We start from the raw sequence: 17,786 nt of genomic DNA on the forward strand, positions 1-17,786 counted from the left end.
AGTCGATTAAACTGCTTCATAAATTGGCTCAAGGAAAGACTCCTGCTGAAGTTGGAGTTCCCGCCAATCAGCAAATCATTATACCCACAAAAGCTTTGACTAAAGGTCAGGGTATGGAGTATAAAAAGTATTGCGATGATCTAAAAGCTGGCCTTAAAGAGTAAGCTTATTATGTCTGTTCTATTAGAAATGCGTCAAATCACCAAGGAATTCCCTGGAGTCAAAGCTTTGGATCAAGTGAGCTTCAGTATTGCACCTGGGGAATGCCTCGCACTGATTGGGGAAAATGGAGCAGGCAAATCAACCTTGATGAAAGTCATTGGTGGCGTTCATCAGCCGACTTCAGGTGAAGTCTTTGTGTATGGTAAAAAAGCCGAAATTCATTCCGTTGCAGATTCTTCTGCGCTAGGGATAGGTTTTGTTCACCAAGAACTCAATGTTTTAGATAATATCGATGTGGCGGGCAATATTTATCTCGGTCGCGAAGAACGCAAATTTGGCTTGATTCGCAAGAATGAAATGCACAAAAAAGCAGAACCTTGGCTTAAACAATTAGGCCTCAATATATCCACTTACAGCAAAGTGAAAGACTTAACCATTGGTCAACAGCAGATGGTGGAAATTGCCAAGGCACTCTCAATGAATGCGCGCTTGATTATTATGGATGAGCCCACTTCGAGTTTAACTCTCCAAGAAACAGATCAGCTCTTGGCGACTATTGAATCACTTAAAGAGCAGGGCATTGCAGTTATTTATATTTCCCACCGCCTCAAAGAAATTGAGCAATGTGCCGACCGTGTGGTTGCCTTGCGTGACGGAAAAAATGCGGGGGAACTTGAGCGTAAAAATATTAATTACGATGCCATGGTGAAACTCATGGTGGGCCGAGAGCTCAATGCGATTTATCATAAAATTGAGAGTGAGAAAACGCCTGGCTACTTTAAAGTTCGCAACTTGCGAACCAGCACTTACCCAAATGACGAAATAAACTTTGAGCTCGCAGCAGGCGAAATCCTCGGTTTTGCGGGCTTGGTGGGAGCAGGGCGCTCTGAAGTAGCTCAAGCGATTTTTGGGGTTGATCCAGCTTTGGCGGGAGAATTAGAAATTGATGGCAAAAATCTGACCCTCAATACCAAAGAAGCCATTAAGAATGGTCTTTATTTAGTGCCAGAAGATCGCAAAAAGAGTGGGCTTGTTTTAGAGATGAGTATTCGAGAAAATATGAGCTTGCCTTCACTCTGTGATTATTCTAAAAAAGGCCTCATTGCGAAAAGCGCAGAAAAAAAACTTGCCGGTGAACAAATTGATAAAATGCGTATCAAAGTTCCCGATGATAGCTATACGGCGAATACTTTAAGTGGCGGCAATCAACAGAAGATTGTCTTGGGAAAATGGATGTCAATGAATCCACGAGTGATCATTTTTGATGAGCCAACTCGGGGAATTGATATCGGCGCACGTAGTGAAATTTATGATTTGATGAACGAGTTAGCGGGGAAAGGCTGTGCGATCATCATGATTAGTAGTGACATGGAAGAAGTCTTGGGCATGAGTGACCGCATTTGCGTAATGCATGAAGGGAAACTCACGGGAACCCTAAATAGAGAAGAATTTAGCGAAGAAGCCGTCATGCAATTGGCAGTAAATTAGTGATTTTAATTTGGGCGTAGCCCCGTTCGCCTGGTTAAGGACTGGCAAGTCCTTACAGGGGAGTACGAGGGGACAGAGTCTCTTCGTGGATAAACTTTAAACTCGTCAGAGTTGAATAGATAAAAGGAATAAAAAATATGAATCAATTTTTAAAATCACATCGTAAAGAAGTGGGTATGACTATTTTGCTTATTATACTATGCATTTGGACGGCAGTGGGCTCTGGTGGGCGTTTTCTTTCTCCGATTAATGTAAGTAACCTTTTGCGCCAAGTTGGGCTTTTTGGTATTTTCAGTATGGGCATGGGCTTGGTAATTATTAGTGCGGGGATTGATCTTTCAGTGGGCTCATTGATGTCACTACTTGGGGTAATTTTCTTTTACACCCTCACCGGGGATTCACCTGTGATATGGATTCCTGAGCTCTCTTGGCCCCTTGGCTTGGCACTTGTGCTTGGGGTATCCTTATTTGTTGGTTTTGTCTATGGTTTACTGATTGGTAAATTCAAAATGCAGGCCTTCATCATTACCCTCTGTGGGCTTTTATCCTATCGAGGGCTGTCGCGCTATATAGCAGAAGATACTTCCGTGGGCTACATCGATGCGAAACAGAATTTAGATTTCCTCTATAATGCTTGTGCGGGGACGATTAGTATGGGTTTTGTTAAAGTGCCCATGGCTTTTATCTACATGCTTATCATTGCGGCTATCATGATTGTTGTACTGCATAAATCGGTGTTTGGGCGTTACCTCTATGCAGTTGGTCGCAACGAAGAAGCCACTAAGTACTCTGGGATTAATACGAATAAAATTATCATTGCCGTTTATATGATTAGTTGTTTGCTAACGGCTTTTTCTGCTATCCTTTTCGCCTTTTACACCAGTTCAATCACTCCCTCAGTTCATGCCAACTTTTATGAACTTTATGCGATTGCCGCTGCCGTTTTAGGTGGCTGTAGCCTGCGTGGTGGAGAAGGCTCTATCTACGGTATTATTGTGGGAACGGTCATTTTACTCGTCATCCAAAATATGATTAATCTTCTCGGCTACCCAAGCTCTCTCGCGGACGCGATTACTGGCCTCGTGATTTTCTTCGGTGTGCTCTCTGACGAAGTACTCAGTGACAAAATCATGGGGTTTTTCAAGCGTAAGCCTACTAAAGCTTAGTTTCTTATTGAATAAGTTCGAGAAATTTGATTTCTTAGTCCAAAATTCCTTTCCTGCTGCGTTCATCAGTTTATAAGTCTTTTGAAATTGAATTTAGAAGGCTTTATTGATGAGATAATGGGAATACATTGAGCTATGAAGCAAACGAGACAAACTTTAATTGCCAGACTGAGGGATCAGCACGACGAAGAGTCGTGGGAGACTTTTGCTCAAATTTACCGGAGGTATATTTATGTCGTCATTCGGCGTATGAATTTAAGTCATTCGGAAGCCGAGGACTTAGTTCAGGAGATTCTTTTTAAAGTTTGGAACAAGTTACCGGAACTCAATTATAATCCGCATAAGGCGCGTTTTAGAACCTGGCTGAGTACCGTGATAAAAAACCATGTCATCAGTTATATCCGTTCAAGTCAAAGTCATAGTAATAAGCTCAGTAAAGCCGCAGAGGAAATGAATGAAACTTATTCTGATCATGAAATCGACGAAATTATTCGCAAGGAATGGGAAAATTATATTAGCAACATGGCTATGGAACGCATTAAGAAAAGTTTCCCTGGGCAGGCTTTAAAGGTTTTTGAAATGAGTTTGGAGGGTAAGTCCGTTGCGGAGATCGCAGAAACTCTTAATCTCAAAGAGAATAGTGTGTATAAGTCTAAAAATAGGGTGAAGGCACGTTTAATCGAAGAGATTAGTCTATTGCGCAGCGACTTGGAATAAATTAATTCTTTTCCGCCTCAAGAAGCTTCTTAAATTCATCGAGCTTAAAGGTGTTAATTTCTTTTACCGAAATAGATCCATTCTTGTCTTTATCACAAAACTTTAAGAAAAGCTTCAATTCCCGTTCTCCATATTGATGAGCTGCTTGCAGGAGTTCGTTCATTGAAAGTTCTCCACTCCTATCTAAATCAAGAGCTTCAAATGAACTGAGTAGTCTTTTAACTCCTTTGTCAATATTACTACTTGGGTTTGCTTTGCTGTATTCAATTTGAAAGGGCCACTTTCCTCTCGCCATTTTACTTTGGTCTTGACTAAGGACCACTTTTTTTATGCTGGGCATTTTGAGTAGGGGTCTAAGATCTAAAACTAAGCTGTGACTGATATCCAGAGACTCGAGTTTTAAACCCTGAAGTTGGTCGAGCTTGCTAAAGTTTGTGTTGCTGAGGTTTAGAGTTTTTAAATTGAGGAATTTGAATAGGGGAAAACTGCTGGAGCCGGGAATGACTTCACTATCAACATAAAAAAGACCGGAGTTATTGGAGACATCTAAAGAATTCTCGGCATATATAAAGTTGAAATTCTCGGCTTTATTGCGCTTTTCCAAATAGTACTTAACAAGCTGGCTGTGCTCATCGAGCTTAGCGCGATTTTGGCCGTCGTAAATAAAGAAAAAACTCAAGACAAGCTCAGGTTTTTCTCCAAAACCTTTTATGACTTGCAGGGTGTCATCGATATTTAACATCCCTTGATTATTCATATGCTGTGCAGATATGGCTTTGGCTTTTTGAATTTCATTTTCAAAGCCGGATTTTTCAAAAGCCTGATGAGCTTCGGCAAATTGATGTCCAATAAAATGAGCATAGCCTTTCACCAACCACGCTTCGGCGTTTTCGGGGTGTTGTTTAACAGCGTAGTTGAGGTGTTTTAAAGATTTATTGAGCTCAAAGCCATGGAGATTATTTTTTGTCGCCTCAACTAGAAGAGCTGAAAAATGCCGGGCAATTTCTTCTTTGTTTTTCTGCTCAGCTTTGTACATGACTAAGTTTTTTTCAGCTTGCTCTTTTTGCTTCATAACTATTTTTCTGCCCCGCTTAATATCAGAGATGTAGCTATTTAAGATGAAGCTGATTAAAAGTATAAATGCCAATACGATGGAGCAGGTCAGGGTGTTTCGTTTAATGAGCAGCTTAAGTTGTTTCAAGAAACCGGCATTTTCTGCAATTGTCGCATAGCCTTCTCTGAATTTATTGATGTCCTGTTTGAGCTCTTCAACACTGGAGTAACGCTTACTGGAATCAACTTGAAGTGCTTTTGTATAAATAGAGCTAATGCCAATGGCTAATTTGGAACTCGCAGGTCTGACTTTGCCCTCGGTTGTGTTTTTTAAGATGTCCGTCATGTTTTTCCCAGCGAAGGGAATATAGCCATTGAGCAAGGTATAGAGCAAGGCTCCTAGCGAAAAGATATCAGCCTGAGGAGACTTGTCGTTTTCCATTCTTTCGGGTGCCATGTAACCTGGAGTTCCACGAAAGTAGCCATGCATGGTTTTATCATTTTGTAGATCAAATTTATCCAGTTGGTAGTCTTCGGTATTGGGTTCATCTGAGTAGAGAATGTGGCCCAAGCCCCAGTCACAGACAATTACTTCACCATAGCGACCAAGTCGGATGTTTTCCGGTTTAATATCTAGGTGAAGAACGTTCTTGGAATGAGCGTAGGCAATGGCATCGCAAATTTTATTAAAAATATCGAGCCTTTCAAATAATGGCCAAGTTTCCAGCTTATTGCGGTGGTTTTGAATTTTTTCTTCCAGTGACTGACCTTCAATAAGCTCCATGCTAAACCAAGGGTAATCATCGTAAGCGATATCGTAAATTCGAATGATATTGGGGTGCTGTAATGATGCGGTTAGGCGAGCTTCTCGAAGAAAGCTTTCAACTGCTTTTGGATCTGAGCTGTCGCGTAACTTTGCTTTGGCGACTTTTCGTCCGCTTGGGAGATCTTTGACTTCAAAGATTTCCTTCATGCTTCCTGAAGCTAGCTTTTTCGAATCCTGAAATTTATCAACTAAGCCTTGTAGTTCTTCCTGAATGGGAAAGAGGTGTTCAGCTGATTGATGATCGGGCTCATAAAAACCAGAGAGCTTGGGATTCATCGAATCAAAAAAGTCCTTGTCATCATTCATTCAAAATTACTCATAAGTTTATTTAGATATCTATGGGGAATAGTATAATTGCTTAAGGTGATAAAGGAAAGAACTAAAATTCTCTTGTGAAATTGAGGGCTTTATAACGAACTTATTTTTTAAGCTCTCGAATTAAAAAGCCGTGAAAAGTATCATCTTCCGGGTTGTCATTAATTCCAATAGCATGAGCGTGGCATTGATGCCTAAGGCCGACTTCTTGAGCTTTGTCTTTTAAGGCTTTTACGTGAAGAGGATGGTGCTGGACATGACCTTTGTCATTTATATCCACTTTACCGCCGCGCGTCTTGTTATTCGCATAGAGGGGTGGGTCATCTTTACTTATATGATTCACAAGGTCAGCGTCCTGAATGTGGCGCTGTCCTTTCTCAGTCTTAAGTTCTCCTGGTTTAAGACCGTAAAAAAACTCGAGCTCAGCTTCGTTACCCTTTTGAGGTTCAAGTTCAAACATAGCTGTCCATTTTGTGAAGTCATAAGAACATTGTGTATTTAGAGCAGCTACAGCGGCCACTCTTGTGGATTCTTTTAGAATTGGATCGCTATTGTTCGGATCAGCCATGTCGTCTTTGTATGCTAACCAAAGGCAAGTTCCTGCACCGGCACTGCCTCCGCACAAAGCAAATTTACTTCTGTCTAGGTTCCATTCTTGAGCTTTACTACTGATGAATTGTAGTGCGCGCTTAGAATCGTTAAAACAATCGAAGACGCCATTGCGGGTCTGTGGAAGGAAACGGTAATTAATAGCAGCAAAAGAAATTCCTTCTTTTAGGAAGCTATCTCTATAGCGTAAGCCTTTCTTTTTATCGCCACCTTTAAAGCCACCACCGTGAATATAAATAACCATGGGGCTTGACTGATCTGATTTCGCTAGCCACACATCCATGACATTGCGCTCGTGTTCACCATAGCTGAGGTTGAGAAATGATTTACTTTCGTAGGGGCTTGCTTCAATATTACTACTAGGTTCTGAACTTACTTTTGTGCTTAAATTTCCATTGGAATTGAGTACTGTCTGTAATTCCATTTTACTGATTCCCTTGTCCGAATTTTTGTCTAAATGATTGATGAGTTTTTCTAAGCTAAAGTTTTTGTTTTGTGCCATTTTCTTCTGAAGAATTTGCAGCTCTTCTTGCGATAAGTTTCCATCTTGATTTCTGTCGAGTTGATCAAAATGCTGGAGTAGTTTATTTAAGGGTTTAAGCATTTTGTTATTCGCGCAAAGGCTTGCGGATGAAATGATGCAGATGAGAGTGAATAATTGAAGTCTCATGATGTCCTCCTAAAGTTGGCTAAATTGATTTTTTAAAATATGGACGTATTGCGGTACTTTGTCTTTTTGATAAGCTCCAGTTTTGACTCCTTTTTGGATGTTTTTTGTAAGTAGATTTTTAGCTTGTTGACGATTGAGTTCTCCAGAGATTACTTTTTCTTTAATCTTTAGCGCATATTTCTTTAAAGAATTGGGTAGTGGTTCTTTGGTACTTTTCACTTGAACTTTTGAGGATGAATTTGCGTTCTCCGCATACCAATTGAAGTAGCCAATCATCATTTCATCATCGGTTTGTTCTCCTGCCCGTACAGTTGCATTGGGGTTGGGATTAGCTTTGTTATTTGTTGAATTATCGTAGGCCGCCGTTACTAATAATTTTGCTCCTTGGGGAACGTAAACCGGTTCAGCCAGTTGATAATCCATTTGCCAGTTAAAGTCATAATTTGGAATATTGAGTAGAATCTGTTTTTTACCGTTGGCTTCAACTAGTTCATATTTGAAAGATTTACCGCGGAGGTGAGCATGGGGATTGAAGGCCGTTAAGAAGCCGCTCTGATGAAATTTATGTTCAGCAGTGATAATATGGTTTTCGGCGTGAGGTGGAATATGGATTTTCTTGCTATAGGCAGATTTGACTTCAAGGATGTGCTTAGGTGGCTCGTCGTAGAAGTCAAAAACTAGTGATACTTGGTCCTCAACTGGAGTGCCATTGGGAGTGTAGTGAAGTTGGATGATGAGGTAGGAATCCTTAGGTAGAAGTTTACCCATGCCTTCAGGGTAAGTTTGTGTTGAGGTTCCAGGAACGTATCCGGAGAAGTAGCCTCTAATGGCATTGACGTTTTTTTGGTTTTTGTTTTTGGTCACAAAGGATAAAGCGTGATGAAGAACCTGTGGGTTTTCAGTTCTCGTTTCAATAGATCTCACCCACTTATCTTCTGTAATGGGGATTTTTACCATGACATGCTCATAGTCCATAAAACCTTCTGCCTTGACCTTGACTTTAGGGAACTTAACTATGAGGTCGGGATTGGTGATGTCACCTTCACTTGACCAGTTTTTAGGAGCCGGGGCATGAGCTATGTCTCCTTCAGGACTTCCTGATTTGAGCCAGTTCAGCAGCGTTTCTTTTTCTCTTGGTGATAAATCGAAGTTGTGGAGCCAGGGACCGCCTTCTTCTGCAAACCAGGGTGGCATTAAACCTTTAGTAAGCACATAATCAATCATTTTTCCGCGACGTTTAGCCTGGGAATAGCTCATGAGTTTAAAGGGACCGACGCCTCCCTCTCTGTGACATTGCTGACATTTATTTTGTAGGATTCTGGCAACATCTTTGTGGTAAGTGATTTCCTGTTTCTGTTTTACTTCATCCGCACTAACCATGCAGCCGGGAGCTTCCGTAAGCGCATAGGTTATATTTCTGCCTTGAATCACGGCTTTGAGAGCATCTTTCAAATAATGATTTTCAGGCTGCTTTTTGGTGATGTTGATGCCATACTGATCGTCAAAAGCTCCCCTGTAGAGCAGAGTTCCTTTATTATCGATGACAAAGTTTTCGCAAGTCGTTTTTACATTGAGAGTTTGAATAAATAACTCGTTGTTATCATTGAGAAGTTGCCCTGTGTACTGACGTTTTTGAAACTGTTGCGCCACTTCCTCGGTACTTTCTAGGTCATTAATATAAACGTGTTGAAACTTGAGTTCGGGAAACTCCTGTTCAAGTCTTTTTATCTTCGGAGAAATCTTGAGGGCTAGGGGGCAATCAAAGTCAAATATGCTAATGACGGTGAGTGGACTCTCTTTGCAGTAAAGATCCAGCTCCTGCCCATTGGCATCTTTGAGTTTAATATTTTCGATATAAGTCCCGACCTGATTTTCAAAAAGGTCTGTTTGTGGTTTTACCGCCCATCTTTCGATGCTGTAAGAGCTTATTCCAAAGCAGCCCACAAGTAAAATAAAAAAGTTTTTCAGTAGTTTCATCTTGCTTCCAGTTTAGTTGGTTTGAACTGTTGAACGCAAGTACTTTTAAATTTTGGACTCCTTTCGGGAAAATAATGTAAATTATTTAATCTGTTCCTTAAAAGCTTTTAATTAAGCCTTAAAGTTTTCCATTTTTCCCGTTTCGGCAGCAGGGCGGCAGCGCTCGATGAGTTCGGCCTGTTCTTTGCTGGAGAGCGGCTTGAAGTTCCAGATGTTTTTCAGGTTATCGTGGATTTGCTGAGGTTCATCGACGCCACTCACCAGGGTTGAAATGGGTAGAGATAGGGCAAAGTGGTGAGCCTGAGCAATGCTGACTTTATTGGGGATGACACTTGGGACGTCCTTATAGCGGCGACCTGATTTACCATTACCGAAAAAGCCACCATTACAGAGTGACTTCATAGCAAGAATTCCCATTTTTCTCTCTGTCATGGTTTTCATAGTGCTGTTGATAAAACTCTTGTAGGATGGATCAGCCAGGTTGATGGGCATGAGGCAGGCCTCAATTTCGGGTAGATTTTTATTGAGAAGGTGAACGTGAGCTTCAAAATCTCTATGCCCAGTGAAACCTATGTGTTTGATCTTACCTTTCTTTTTATATTCTATTAAAAGATCAAGAACACCATTTTTGAGACGGTTATCCACATCTGATGGACTGCCAATACTATGGATCATAAAGAGGTCGATGACATCGACTTTTAGACTTTCGAATGATTGATCTAAGTGTTTTTGTAGTTGAGCACTATTTTTAGCCATGCTCTTACTCATGATTTCTACCTGCTTGCCGTATTTCGGAGTGAGAAACTTCCCATAATGTCGCTCACTTTTACCGCCTTGATAAATATTTGCGGTATCAAAAAAGCGCACACCTTGCTTGATAGCATTTTCAATGATGCCTTGTGCGCCGAGTTCAGTCTGTCGGCCCACATGCCAACCGCCGACCGTGTAGACTGTTGGATTTAAAGATGTTTTGCCAAGCTTTCTACGAGGAAGCACTTTACCAAATTGATCATTTTCTGAACTTGAGTCCTCGTAGGCTTGAGTACTTCCTGCCAACATCAGTGCTGAAGAAAGTTGCGCGGAACGGCTAATGAACTGGCGTCGAGAATAAGACATGGAAAACATCCTTTTAAGATTGAAAGCTTTAAGAAAATTATTTTAATGAATTAAGCTAAGTCATTTAGCATTAATAAACAAGAAATATTTTTCCGAGTTACATAAAGCCTATGCTTTTTTATCAAAAAGTACCTTCTCGAATATGCAGAAACTAAAAAGGCGTGACTTTAGGGATAAAATCACCTTTGAAGATGAATCCTTTTGAGGATGGATTTGCGAATCTTTTGAATGCGGTTCTTGTATGAGAATTTAAGAGATAAAACGAGGATTATTAATGAAGTATGTATTATTAATGTTTTTAGCTTTTTCGCTAAATGCCAAAGATCTAAAAGAAGATATTGATGATTGGTTAGCGGGACGAAAAATTCAGATATTAAAAACCACTGTAAAAGATTTTTGGCCCGACAAAACTGAGAAAAAAGAAGAGCGCATTACTTTAGCCAAAGTAGAGAATCAAAAGATTTTAATTGATACCAATGAAGAATTAGCCGTCTTAGTAAAAGTTCCAGGACTCAAAGAAATTGGCAAAGGTCGTACGGATGGAGTTGTAGTAACGAGTTTTAAATATAAGCATGATGGCAAAAGCTTACGCATTTTAGCTGTTTTTGAGTACAAGAAAGCCCTAACAAAAAGGACTTTAAGTCAAGTTACTTTTAAAACGAGTCATGTCCAAGAAAGTAAAGTTCGTTACGCGATCATCCCCTCTCAGCCCTAAGGATTTGGTGTTTTCATTCAGTGTTTTTTACTAGTTAAACTTATCAAAATCGACCAATTCACCAAACTTCTGTAAGAAAAGTTAGTTCTTAATGAACTAGCTTTTTTTGTGCTCATTATAGCAATAGTTCGAAATTTAAGTCACTAATGGCTGTTAAGGTCTGTAGTACTTTTGGTATTTATCTTTATAAAATCTTCTTTTTTTGAGTCACATGTTTTATTTTAAGGACAATTTATGTGAAAGCTGTCCATCTGTGGTCTGTTGGAACGAAAGAGGATGAAAGAACTTAATTAAAATAGGAATGAATCATGACAGAAATTAATCGTAGAAATTTTTTTAAAGGCGCAAGTGCAATTACTGCAGGATCATTCCTTTCAGTTTCATGTGAGAGCAAAAAAGAAGTTTCAGCTCAAGCTCAAGAAGAAGGTCTATTGTTTGATCTGTCTTTAGCTCAATGGTCGCTTCATAGAAAGTTGAAAGCAAAAGAATTAAATAATCTTCAATTTCCTGAGTTTACCAAAAAAACTTTTGATATTAATGCAGTCGAATACGTCAATAAATTCTTTCAAAGTACGGATAAGAATTATTTACGAGGCCTTAAGCAGCGTTGCGATGACAATGGAGTCAAGAGTTTACTGATTATGTGCGATGGTCTTGGTCAGCTCGGTGATGCTAATGAACAAAAGAGAAAACTTGCCGTAGAGAAACACTATGCTTGGGTGGAAGCAGCTAAGTATTTGGGCTGTCATTCTATTCGTGTCAATGCACGTTCTCAAGGTTCATATCTTGAACAGATGGAACTAGCGACTGATGGTTTAAGTTCTCTATCTCAATTTGCCTCAGATTATAATATTAATGTAATAGTTGAAAATCATGGAGGCTTATCTTCTAACGGTCAATGGCTTTCTGGTGTTATGCGAAAAGTGAATATGCCCAATTGTGGTACACTTCCAGATTTTGGTAATTTCAAAGAATATGATCGTTATAAAGGTGTGAGAGAGCTTATGCCTTATGCTAAAGGTGTAAGTGCAAAAAGTCATGATTTTGATAATGAAGGCAATGAAATCAATACTGATTATCATAGAATTATGAATTTAGTAATAAAATCAGGCTATCGCGGTCATGTGGGTATTGAGTATGAGGGTAAGAAATTAGGTGAAATTGAAGGTATCAAGATGACGCGTGATTTGCTTATTAAATTACGCACTGATTTTAGCAAAACATATTCAGTTTAGGGTGACTTTATGATGAAGTTTACTGATAAATTTCTGAGGCTAACTTCCTTAGCTTTGATGCTTGGAATGAGCTTGCAGGCTAAGAGTCCTAAGGATTACGAAAAAGCCGAAGCTCAGAAGATGAAGAATTTTAAAATGCCTGAAGGTTTTAAGGCACGTTTATGGGCAGATAAATCTCAAATCACGAATCCCATGGCGATTGCTTTTGATTCGAAGGGACGCCTACTGGTTACGGAGATTCACCGTTGGCGTTTTGGTGTGGATGATATCCGTCACCGTCCCTACATGCTTTTAGATGATATCCTGATTCAATCGAGTGAAGATCGCTTGGCGATGTATGAAAAACATTATGATAAGCACCCTGAATCACATTACACTGCCAAGCAAGATATTATTAAAGTCCTCGAGGATACAAATGGCGATGGCCGTGCGGATAGCGCAAAAGTATTTGCCGATGGTTTTAACGATATCCTTGATGGCCCAGGTCTCGGCATTATTGAACGTGATGGTAAAGTGTATTACACCAATATTCCTCATTTGTGGATGATGGAAGATACAAATGGCGATGGTTTATCGGACAAAAGAACTTCTCTACAGGACGGCTTTGGGATTCGCATGAGTTATTCCGGTCATGATATGCACGGTCTGTCTTGGGGACCAGATGGGAAACTCTATTGGTCGATTGGTGATCGCGGTTTTAGCTTCACAACTAAAGAAGGCAAGAAGTTTCACGGTCCCAATGAAGGAGCTGTCTTTCGTTGTGATCCTGATGGTTCTAACTTAGAAGTTTTTTACGATCGTTTGCGTAATCCGCAGGAGTTGGTTTTCGATGATTACGGCAACCTTTTTACGGCGGATAACGATTCTGATAAAGGTGATTTGGAACGTATCAATTATCTTGTGGAAGGTGGAGATTCGGGCTGGCATGCAGGTCATCAAAATCTCTTGGCTTTTGCTTCTAAATTAAACTTTCGTTCTTACGATTACGCTGAAAAAAAGTCTTTAAATAGTTCCTGGATGACCGAGCGCCTCTTTTATGCCAATGATGAGAATCAACCGGCCTATGTCATGCCGACAATAGGTCAGATTCAGGGCGGCCCGTCGGGCTTTCTCTACAATCCATCTAATTCACTAGGCGATAAATACGATAATAAGTTCTTTGTGAATATTTTTAGAGGCGGTGTACCCAGAACGAATATCTCTATGTTTGATGTGGAAGAGGCTGGTGCGGGCTTTAAGATGATTAATCTCGAAGATTTCTTTGTGGGCTGCAATATGGTGGATATGGATTTTGGACCCGATGGCAAAATGTATGTTTCCGAGTTCAATAATGGTGGCTACCTCAATCGTGACGAAGGCAATATTTTTACCTTGGAAGTGCCCGGAGAGACGGATAAAGCCGAGGTGCGTGAGAATGAAAAAATCCTCACAAGTGACTTTACTTTAAAAACCAGTAATGAGCTTTATTCGCTACTCGCAAGAGATCATCAGCAAATTAGGCTTCGAGCTCAATTTGAACTGGCCAAGAGGAATGATGCCGCAAAGCTTTTTGCGAAAGCCGCAAAAGATCAGTCAGCGCCACAGCTTCAACGTGTTCATGGTGTTTGGGGGCTCGGTATGCTGGCGAATAAAGATCGTTCGCTTCTCGCTCAATTGAAAAATCTTTTGTTGAATGATTCAGATGATCAAGTGAGAGCGCAGTGCGCACGAGTTCTAGGTGATCACCGAGATTCTTCCGCGCTAAAAGAAATGATCCAAGCACTTGAAGACAAGTTTCCTCGAACAGCAATGTACGCAGGCATTGGTCTCGGTCGCATTGCGGACGCATCTGCGATTCCCGCAATCATTGAAGCTCAGCGTAAAAATGCAGGTAAAGACCGCTTCCTCCAACATGGCTTGATGATGGGGCTCGCGGGCATGAAAGATTCTAATTCTTATGTGAAGTATGCCCAAGACTCTTCTCCTGCAGTTCGTATGATCGTTCTTCTCGCCATGAGAAAAAATTTAGATCCAGCAATTCAGGTTTTCTTAAAAGATAGCGATATGAAAGTTCGTTATGAAGCCATGCGAGCAATTAATGATCGCGTCATTGAAGGTGGTGCACAAGAAGCCTTAGCCAAACTCTTACTTGATTTGCCTAAGCCGCAAAATAAAGTTGATGAACTGATGCATTTACGACTTATCAATGCGAACTTCTATCTCGGTGATAAAGCGTCGGCAGAACGTTTACTGAAATACGCAGCTCGTCAAGATTTAAGCGAAAGCATGACTCAAGAAGCTGTGGCAGCCTTACAAGCTTGGGATGATAAAGCTCCTTTGGACAATACTACAGGTCTGCCTCGAGAATATAAACTTGAGAGGCAGGACATAAAACAAGTCCTCCATGCTCAATTGGGAGAACTCTTTAAAGTTGCCAAAGGTAAACTTCTTGCCCAAGTGAATCGTTTAGCAACGAGATGTAAATTCCCCGTGACTTCGGAAATCTTAGTGGCACATTTGAATAATGTTGCGCTCATTGATGAAGTTCGTTTGGGAGCTTTTCAAGCCTTGCATGAACGCCAAGAATTAAAAACGCCTTCAGTGATTAAATTATTAAATGACAAGAGCATCGCCATTCGACTTAAAGCACTTAGGGTTTTAAATGATTTGGACGCTTCAAAAGCCCAAGTTGAAGCAGGGAGAATTAGTCAAAAGGGCCAGGTGCAAGAACGTCAATTAGCCTATGATCTTATGGCGAAAAGTTCAGTAAATGATGCAATTCTGCTCAAACAAGTGGATTTAGCCACAGAGGGAAAAGGTGATAGAGAAGCCTTATTAGAGATCCTTAATTCATCGAGAACTAAAACAAGTGAAGCTTTTAAGTCAAAACTAGCGACTTATGATGCCAAGATGGCAGCGGGGAAAAATACTGATAAATTCGCTTATGCCATTGAAGGTGGAGATATGAATCAAGGTCGAGATGTCTTTTTTAATCACGGCGCAGCTCAATGTTTACGTTGTCATAAAGTCAATGGCTTTGGTGCGGATGTGGGACCCGACCTCACTTTGATGGGGAAAATGTATGACCGTCGCTACTTGTTAGAAGCCATAGTTGATCCTGGTGCCGCAGTTGCCCCAGGCTACGGAATAACAAGTGTGACGACTAATGACGGAAAAACTCATAGTGGCACTTATATGGGAGAAAACAAAGCCGTAGTTAAAGTCAAAGGAGCCGATGGTAAAGTTACTGCCTATCAACGCTCTAAGATAAAAACGATGATGCCCCCGGTTTCACCCATGCCACCAATGCATATGCTCATGAAGCCCGAGGAATTAAGAGATGTAGTGGCCTATTTAAAAAGTTTAGATACGCCCCTCAAGAAAAAGAAGAAAAAAGATAAATCAGCTCACTAGGATATTTAATGAAATATATTGCCTTAGTACTTATCGCCTTAATTCAGTTTATGGCAGCAGAAAATAAAAAACCTAATATCATCATTTTTTTAACGGATGACCAAGGATGGGGTGACCTAAGTATCAATGGCAATAAAGATATCTCAACGCCCAATATTGACTCTCTCGCTCACGATGGAGCCCTGTTTGAAAACTTCTATGTTCAGCCTGTTTGTTCTCCAACACGGGCTGAACTTTTAACTGGGCGTTATGCCTTTCGCAGTGGAGTCCGCAGTACCTCTGAAGGTGGTGAACGTTTTAACCTTGATGAACAGACAATTGCTGATGTGTTTAAAAAAGCTGGGTACGCAACTGGCGCTTTTGGGAAATGGCATAGTGGAATGCAGTATCCCTACCATCCAAATGGTCGAGGCTTTGACGAATTTTATGGTTTTTGTTCAGGTCATTGGGGGAATTACTACTCGCCCATGTTGGAGCACAATGGCAAAATAGTGAAAGGGCAGGGCTTTTGCGTTGATGATTTTACATCCAAGGCAATGGACTTTATTGAAGAGAACAAGGAAAAACCTTTTCTAGTTTATTTACCCTATAATACACCGCACTCACCCATGCAGGTTCCAGATCGTTTTTGGGAAAAGTATCAAGACAAAACACTCACGATGAAAAATACCTATAACAAAAAGTGGGGGCATGGCGAAGACTTCGTTAAGGCAGCTTTGGCGATGTGCGAGAATATTGACTGGAATGTGGGACGCGTGCTAAATAAATTAGATGAACTTCAAATTGCTGATAATACCATTGTTTTATACTTCAGTGATAATGGCCCCAATAGCCCGCGTTGGAATGGTGAGATGAAGGGCAAGAAAGGTAGTGTAGATGAGGGCGGCGTTCGTTCGCCACTGCATTTGCGCTGGCCGCAAAAAGTGGCCCAAGGTCAAGTGATTAAAGAAGTGACAGGGGCGATAGATTTACTTCCTACATTGAGCAGTATGGCGGGAATCGAGTTTCAGAGTAAGAAAAAGCTCGATGGCCTCGATTTTAGTTCCCTACTTACCGGCAAAGAGAAAAACTGGAATGATCAAAGAACTATGTTGGCTTATTGGCGAGGCAAAATGACACTGCGTTCTCAGCATCATCGCTTAGATAGTCAAGGTCGTCTTTATGATATGAGAAATGACCGAGCACAAGAAAATGATTTGAGAAAGGAGCTAAGTCATTTAAAAACTCAACTTATGAGTGAACTTAAAATTTATGATCGTGAAGATAAACAACTGATGTCACAGAAGGATGGGCGTCCCTTTGTGATTTGCCATAAAGATTTTGAGTGGACTCAAATTCCTGCTCGTGATGGTCGGGCATCAGAAGGAATCACTCGTTCTAATAAATTCCCGAATTGTTCTTTCTTTACTAATTGGAAAAAACTTTCTGACTCGATTTCTTTTGATGCTAAAGTTCAGCATGCCGGTGAGTATGAAGTCGAAATTTACTACACCTGTCTCAAGGGCTCCGAAGGTTCTGAATTCAGGATTAGTTTTGGTGATAGCTCTATCGATGGGAAAATTACTAAAGCCCATGATCCGCCACTCTTTGGTATGAAAGAAGATCGCTCAAAACGAGGGGAATCCTACGTTAAAGACTTCAAGGCTTTAAAGCTTGGAACAGTCGTCTTAAAAGAAGGCCAGCAAAAGATCGAAATGCGTGCTCTAAAAATTCCCGGCGATCAAGTCATGGACTTTCGCCTTATGATGCTTCGTAAAGTGAAGTGATGAAATGCTAATTCCTCTTGAGGAATTAGCATTTAGGGGAATTTACTTAACTTGGATGGCAGTGGCGTTGATGATCATGGCTTGCTCACTTGACTGTGGTGAAACAGTGCCTTGAACAGTTAGCAAAGCGAGTTCTTTGAGGCCACTTTTTCCCTTGAGGCCCGTTTTTAAAACCATGCCATTCTCATCTGCCAACTGAACACTTAGAGTATTCGCAGTTATATCTTTGCTATCTTCGCAGCAGACATCCCAAGGGGACTTACAGCTGTCACCTTCGCGAAGATCGCAAGAAGTGAGCTTTTCGGGATCGCCCATCACAAAAGAGGCGCGGCCATCAACAAAGACCGTATTAGTACCCATGATTTTCCCATTGACAGTAACTTGATCTCCTGCTTTGAGTTTGCGGGCTTCGCTAATAGTGACGCCCTCATCAAGTTTTTGACTGAAAAGTGTCGGGTCGAGAGTAATCTCTGCTACGGGAGCTTTTGCGGGGGTCGCAGCTTTTTCTTCTTGGCATGAAGTGAAGATAAGTAAGCTGAGAGCCGCGAGTGTAAGGGTGAGGTATTTCATAATGAACT

12 protein-coding genes are annotated in these 17,786 nt (G+C 40.8%); 7 read left to right on the forward strand and 5 right to left on the reverse strand.

What is annotated here, in order from left to right; genetic code table 11:
- Positions 1 to 171 precede the first annotated feature (171 nt).
- The 3 genes from LNTAR_RS20070 to LNTAR_RS20080 all read left to right on the forward strand — a co-directional run bounded on the left by LNTAR_RS20070 (position 172) and on the right by LNTAR_RS20080 (position 3,533).
- Entirely contained in the window at positions 172 to 1,650 is a 1,479-nt protein-coding gene (locus LNTAR_RS20070; RefSeq protein ID WP_007280596.1) for a sugar ABC transporter ATP-binding protein, read from the forward strand.
- Positions 1,651 to 1,787: 137 nt separating this feature from the next.
- Positions 1,788 to 2,816: an ABC transporter permease gene (locus tag LNTAR_RS20075; protein WP_007280597.1), complete on the forward strand. Its 1,029-nt coding sequence runs from the start codon at positions 1,788 to 1,790 to the stop codon at positions 2,814 to 2,816.
- A gap of 135 nt (positions 2,817 to 2,951) precedes the next feature.
- On the forward strand, positions 2,952 to 3,533 hold the full coding sequence (locus LNTAR_RS20080; protein ID WP_007280598.1) for an RNA polymerase sigma factor: 582 nt from the start codon (positions 2,952 to 2,954) through the stop codon (positions 3,531 to 3,533).
- Between the two features lies 1 nt (position 3,534).
- Here LNTAR_RS20080 and LNTAR_RS20085 read toward each other — a convergent pair whose 3' ends face one another.
- The 4 genes from LNTAR_RS20085 to LNTAR_RS20100 form a co-directional block, all read right to left on the reverse strand.
- Positions 3,535 to 5,718, reverse strand: a complete 2,184-nt coding sequence (locus LNTAR_RS20085; protein ID WP_007280599.1) for a protein kinase domain-containing protein — start codon at positions 5,716 to 5,718, stop codon at positions 3,535 to 3,537.
- Between the two features lie 112 nt (positions 5,719 to 5,830).
- On the reverse strand, positions 5,831 to 7,006 hold the full coding sequence (locus LNTAR_RS26160) for an EF-hand domain-containing protein (protein WP_007280600.1): 1,176 nt from the start codon (positions 7,004 to 7,006) through the stop codon (positions 5,831 to 5,833).
- Positions 7,007 to 7,015: 9 nt separating this feature from the next.
- Entirely contained in the window at positions 7,016 to 8,983 is a 1,968-nt protein-coding gene (locus tag LNTAR_RS20095) for a monooxygenase (RefSeq protein ID WP_007280601.1), read from the reverse strand.
- Between the two features lie 111 nt (positions 8,984 to 9,094).
- Entirely contained in the window at positions 9,095 to 10,099 is a 1,005-nt protein-coding gene (locus tag LNTAR_RS20100; protein ID WP_007280602.1) for an aldo/keto reductase, read from the reverse strand.
- A gap of 274 nt (positions 10,100 to 10,373) precedes the next feature.
- Between LNTAR_RS20100 and LNTAR_RS20105 the strand changes: the two genes are divergently transcribed.
- The 4 genes from LNTAR_RS20105 (at position 10,374) to LNTAR_RS20120 (ending at position 17,208) form a co-directional block, all read left to right on the forward strand.
- Positions 10,374 to 10,814, forward strand: a complete 441-nt coding sequence (locus tag LNTAR_RS20105) for a hypothetical protein (protein WP_007280603.1) — start codon at positions 10,374 to 10,376, stop codon at positions 10,812 to 10,814.
- Positions 10,815 to 11,122: 308 nt separating this feature from the next.
- Entirely contained in the window at positions 11,123 to 12,049 is a 927-nt protein-coding gene (locus LNTAR_RS20110; RefSeq protein ID WP_007280604.1) for a sugar phosphate isomerase/epimerase family protein, read from the forward strand.
- Between the two features lie 9 nt (positions 12,050 to 12,058).
- On the forward strand, positions 12,059 to 15,442 hold the full coding sequence (locus LNTAR_RS20115; RefSeq protein ID WP_040915429.1) for a PVC-type heme-binding CxxCH protein: 3,384 nt from the start codon (positions 12,059 to 12,061) through the stop codon (positions 15,440 to 15,442).
- 8 nt (positions 15,443 to 15,450) lie between these two features.
- A complete protein-coding gene (locus LNTAR_RS20120) occupies positions 15,451 to 17,208 on the forward strand; it encodes an arylsulfatase (protein WP_007280606.1) in 1,758 nt (585 codons plus the stop codon).
- Between the two features lie 42 nt (positions 17,209 to 17,250).
- On the opposite strand, the gene LNTAR_RS26165 is transcribed toward LNTAR_RS20120, so the two are convergent.
- Complete coding sequence (locus tag LNTAR_RS26165; RefSeq protein WP_007280607.1) at positions 17,251 to 17,778, reverse strand: hypothetical protein; 528 nt, start codon at positions 17,776 to 17,778, stop codon at positions 17,251 to 17,253.
- Positions 17,779 to 17,786 lie beyond the last annotated feature (8 nt).

The organism is Lentisphaera araneosa HTCC2155, from assembly GCF_000170755.1.
Lineage (GTDB): Bacteria > Verrucomicrobiota > Lentisphaeria > Lentisphaerales > Lentisphaeraceae > Lentisphaera > Lentisphaera araneosa.

Coding starts and splice junctions, on each gene's coding strand:
- LNTAR_RS20070 (WP_007280596.1), top strand. CDS start 172: ATGTCTGTTCTATTAGAAATGCGTCAAATCACCAAGGAATTCCCTGGA.
- LNTAR_RS20100 (WP_007280602.1), bottom strand. CDS start 10,099: ATGTCTTATTCTCGACGCCAGTTCATTAGCCGTTCCGCGCAACTTTCT.
- LNTAR_RS26160 (WP_007280600.1), bottom strand. CDS start 7,006: ATGAGACTTCAATTATTCACTCTCATCTGCATCATTTCATCCGCAAGC.
- LNTAR_RS20085 (WP_007280599.1), bottom strand. CDS start 5,718: ATGAATGATGACAAGGACTTTTTTGATTCGATGAATCCCAAGCTCTCT.
- LNTAR_RS20115 (WP_040915429.1), top strand. CDS start 12,059: ATGATGAAGTTTACTGATAAATTTCTGAGGCTAACTTCCTTAGCTTTG.
- LNTAR_RS20105 (WP_007280603.1), top strand. CDS start 10,374: ATGAAGTATGTATTATTAATGTTTTTAGCTTTTTCGCTAAATGCCAAA.
- LNTAR_RS26165 (WP_007280607.1), bottom strand. CDS start 17,778: ATGAAATACCTCACCCTTACACTCGCGGCTCTCAGCTTACTTATCTTC.
- LNTAR_RS20075 (WP_007280597.1), top strand. CDS start 1,788: ATGAATCAATTTTTAAAATCACATCGTAAAGAAGTGGGTATGACTATT.
- LNTAR_RS20095 (WP_007280601.1), bottom strand. CDS start 8,983: ATGAAACTACTGAAAAACTTTTTTATTTTACTTGTGGGCTGCTTTGGA.
- LNTAR_RS20120 (WP_007280606.1), top strand. CDS start 15,451: ATGAAATATATTGCCTTAGTACTTATCGCCTTAATTCAGTTTATGGCA.
- LNTAR_RS20110 (WP_007280604.1), top strand. CDS start 11,123: ATGACAGAAATTAATCGTAGAAATTTTTTTAAAGGCGCAAGTGCAATT.
- LNTAR_RS20080 (WP_007280598.1), top strand. CDS start 2,952: ATGAAGCAAACGAGACAAACTTTAATTGCCAGACTGAGGGATCAGCAC.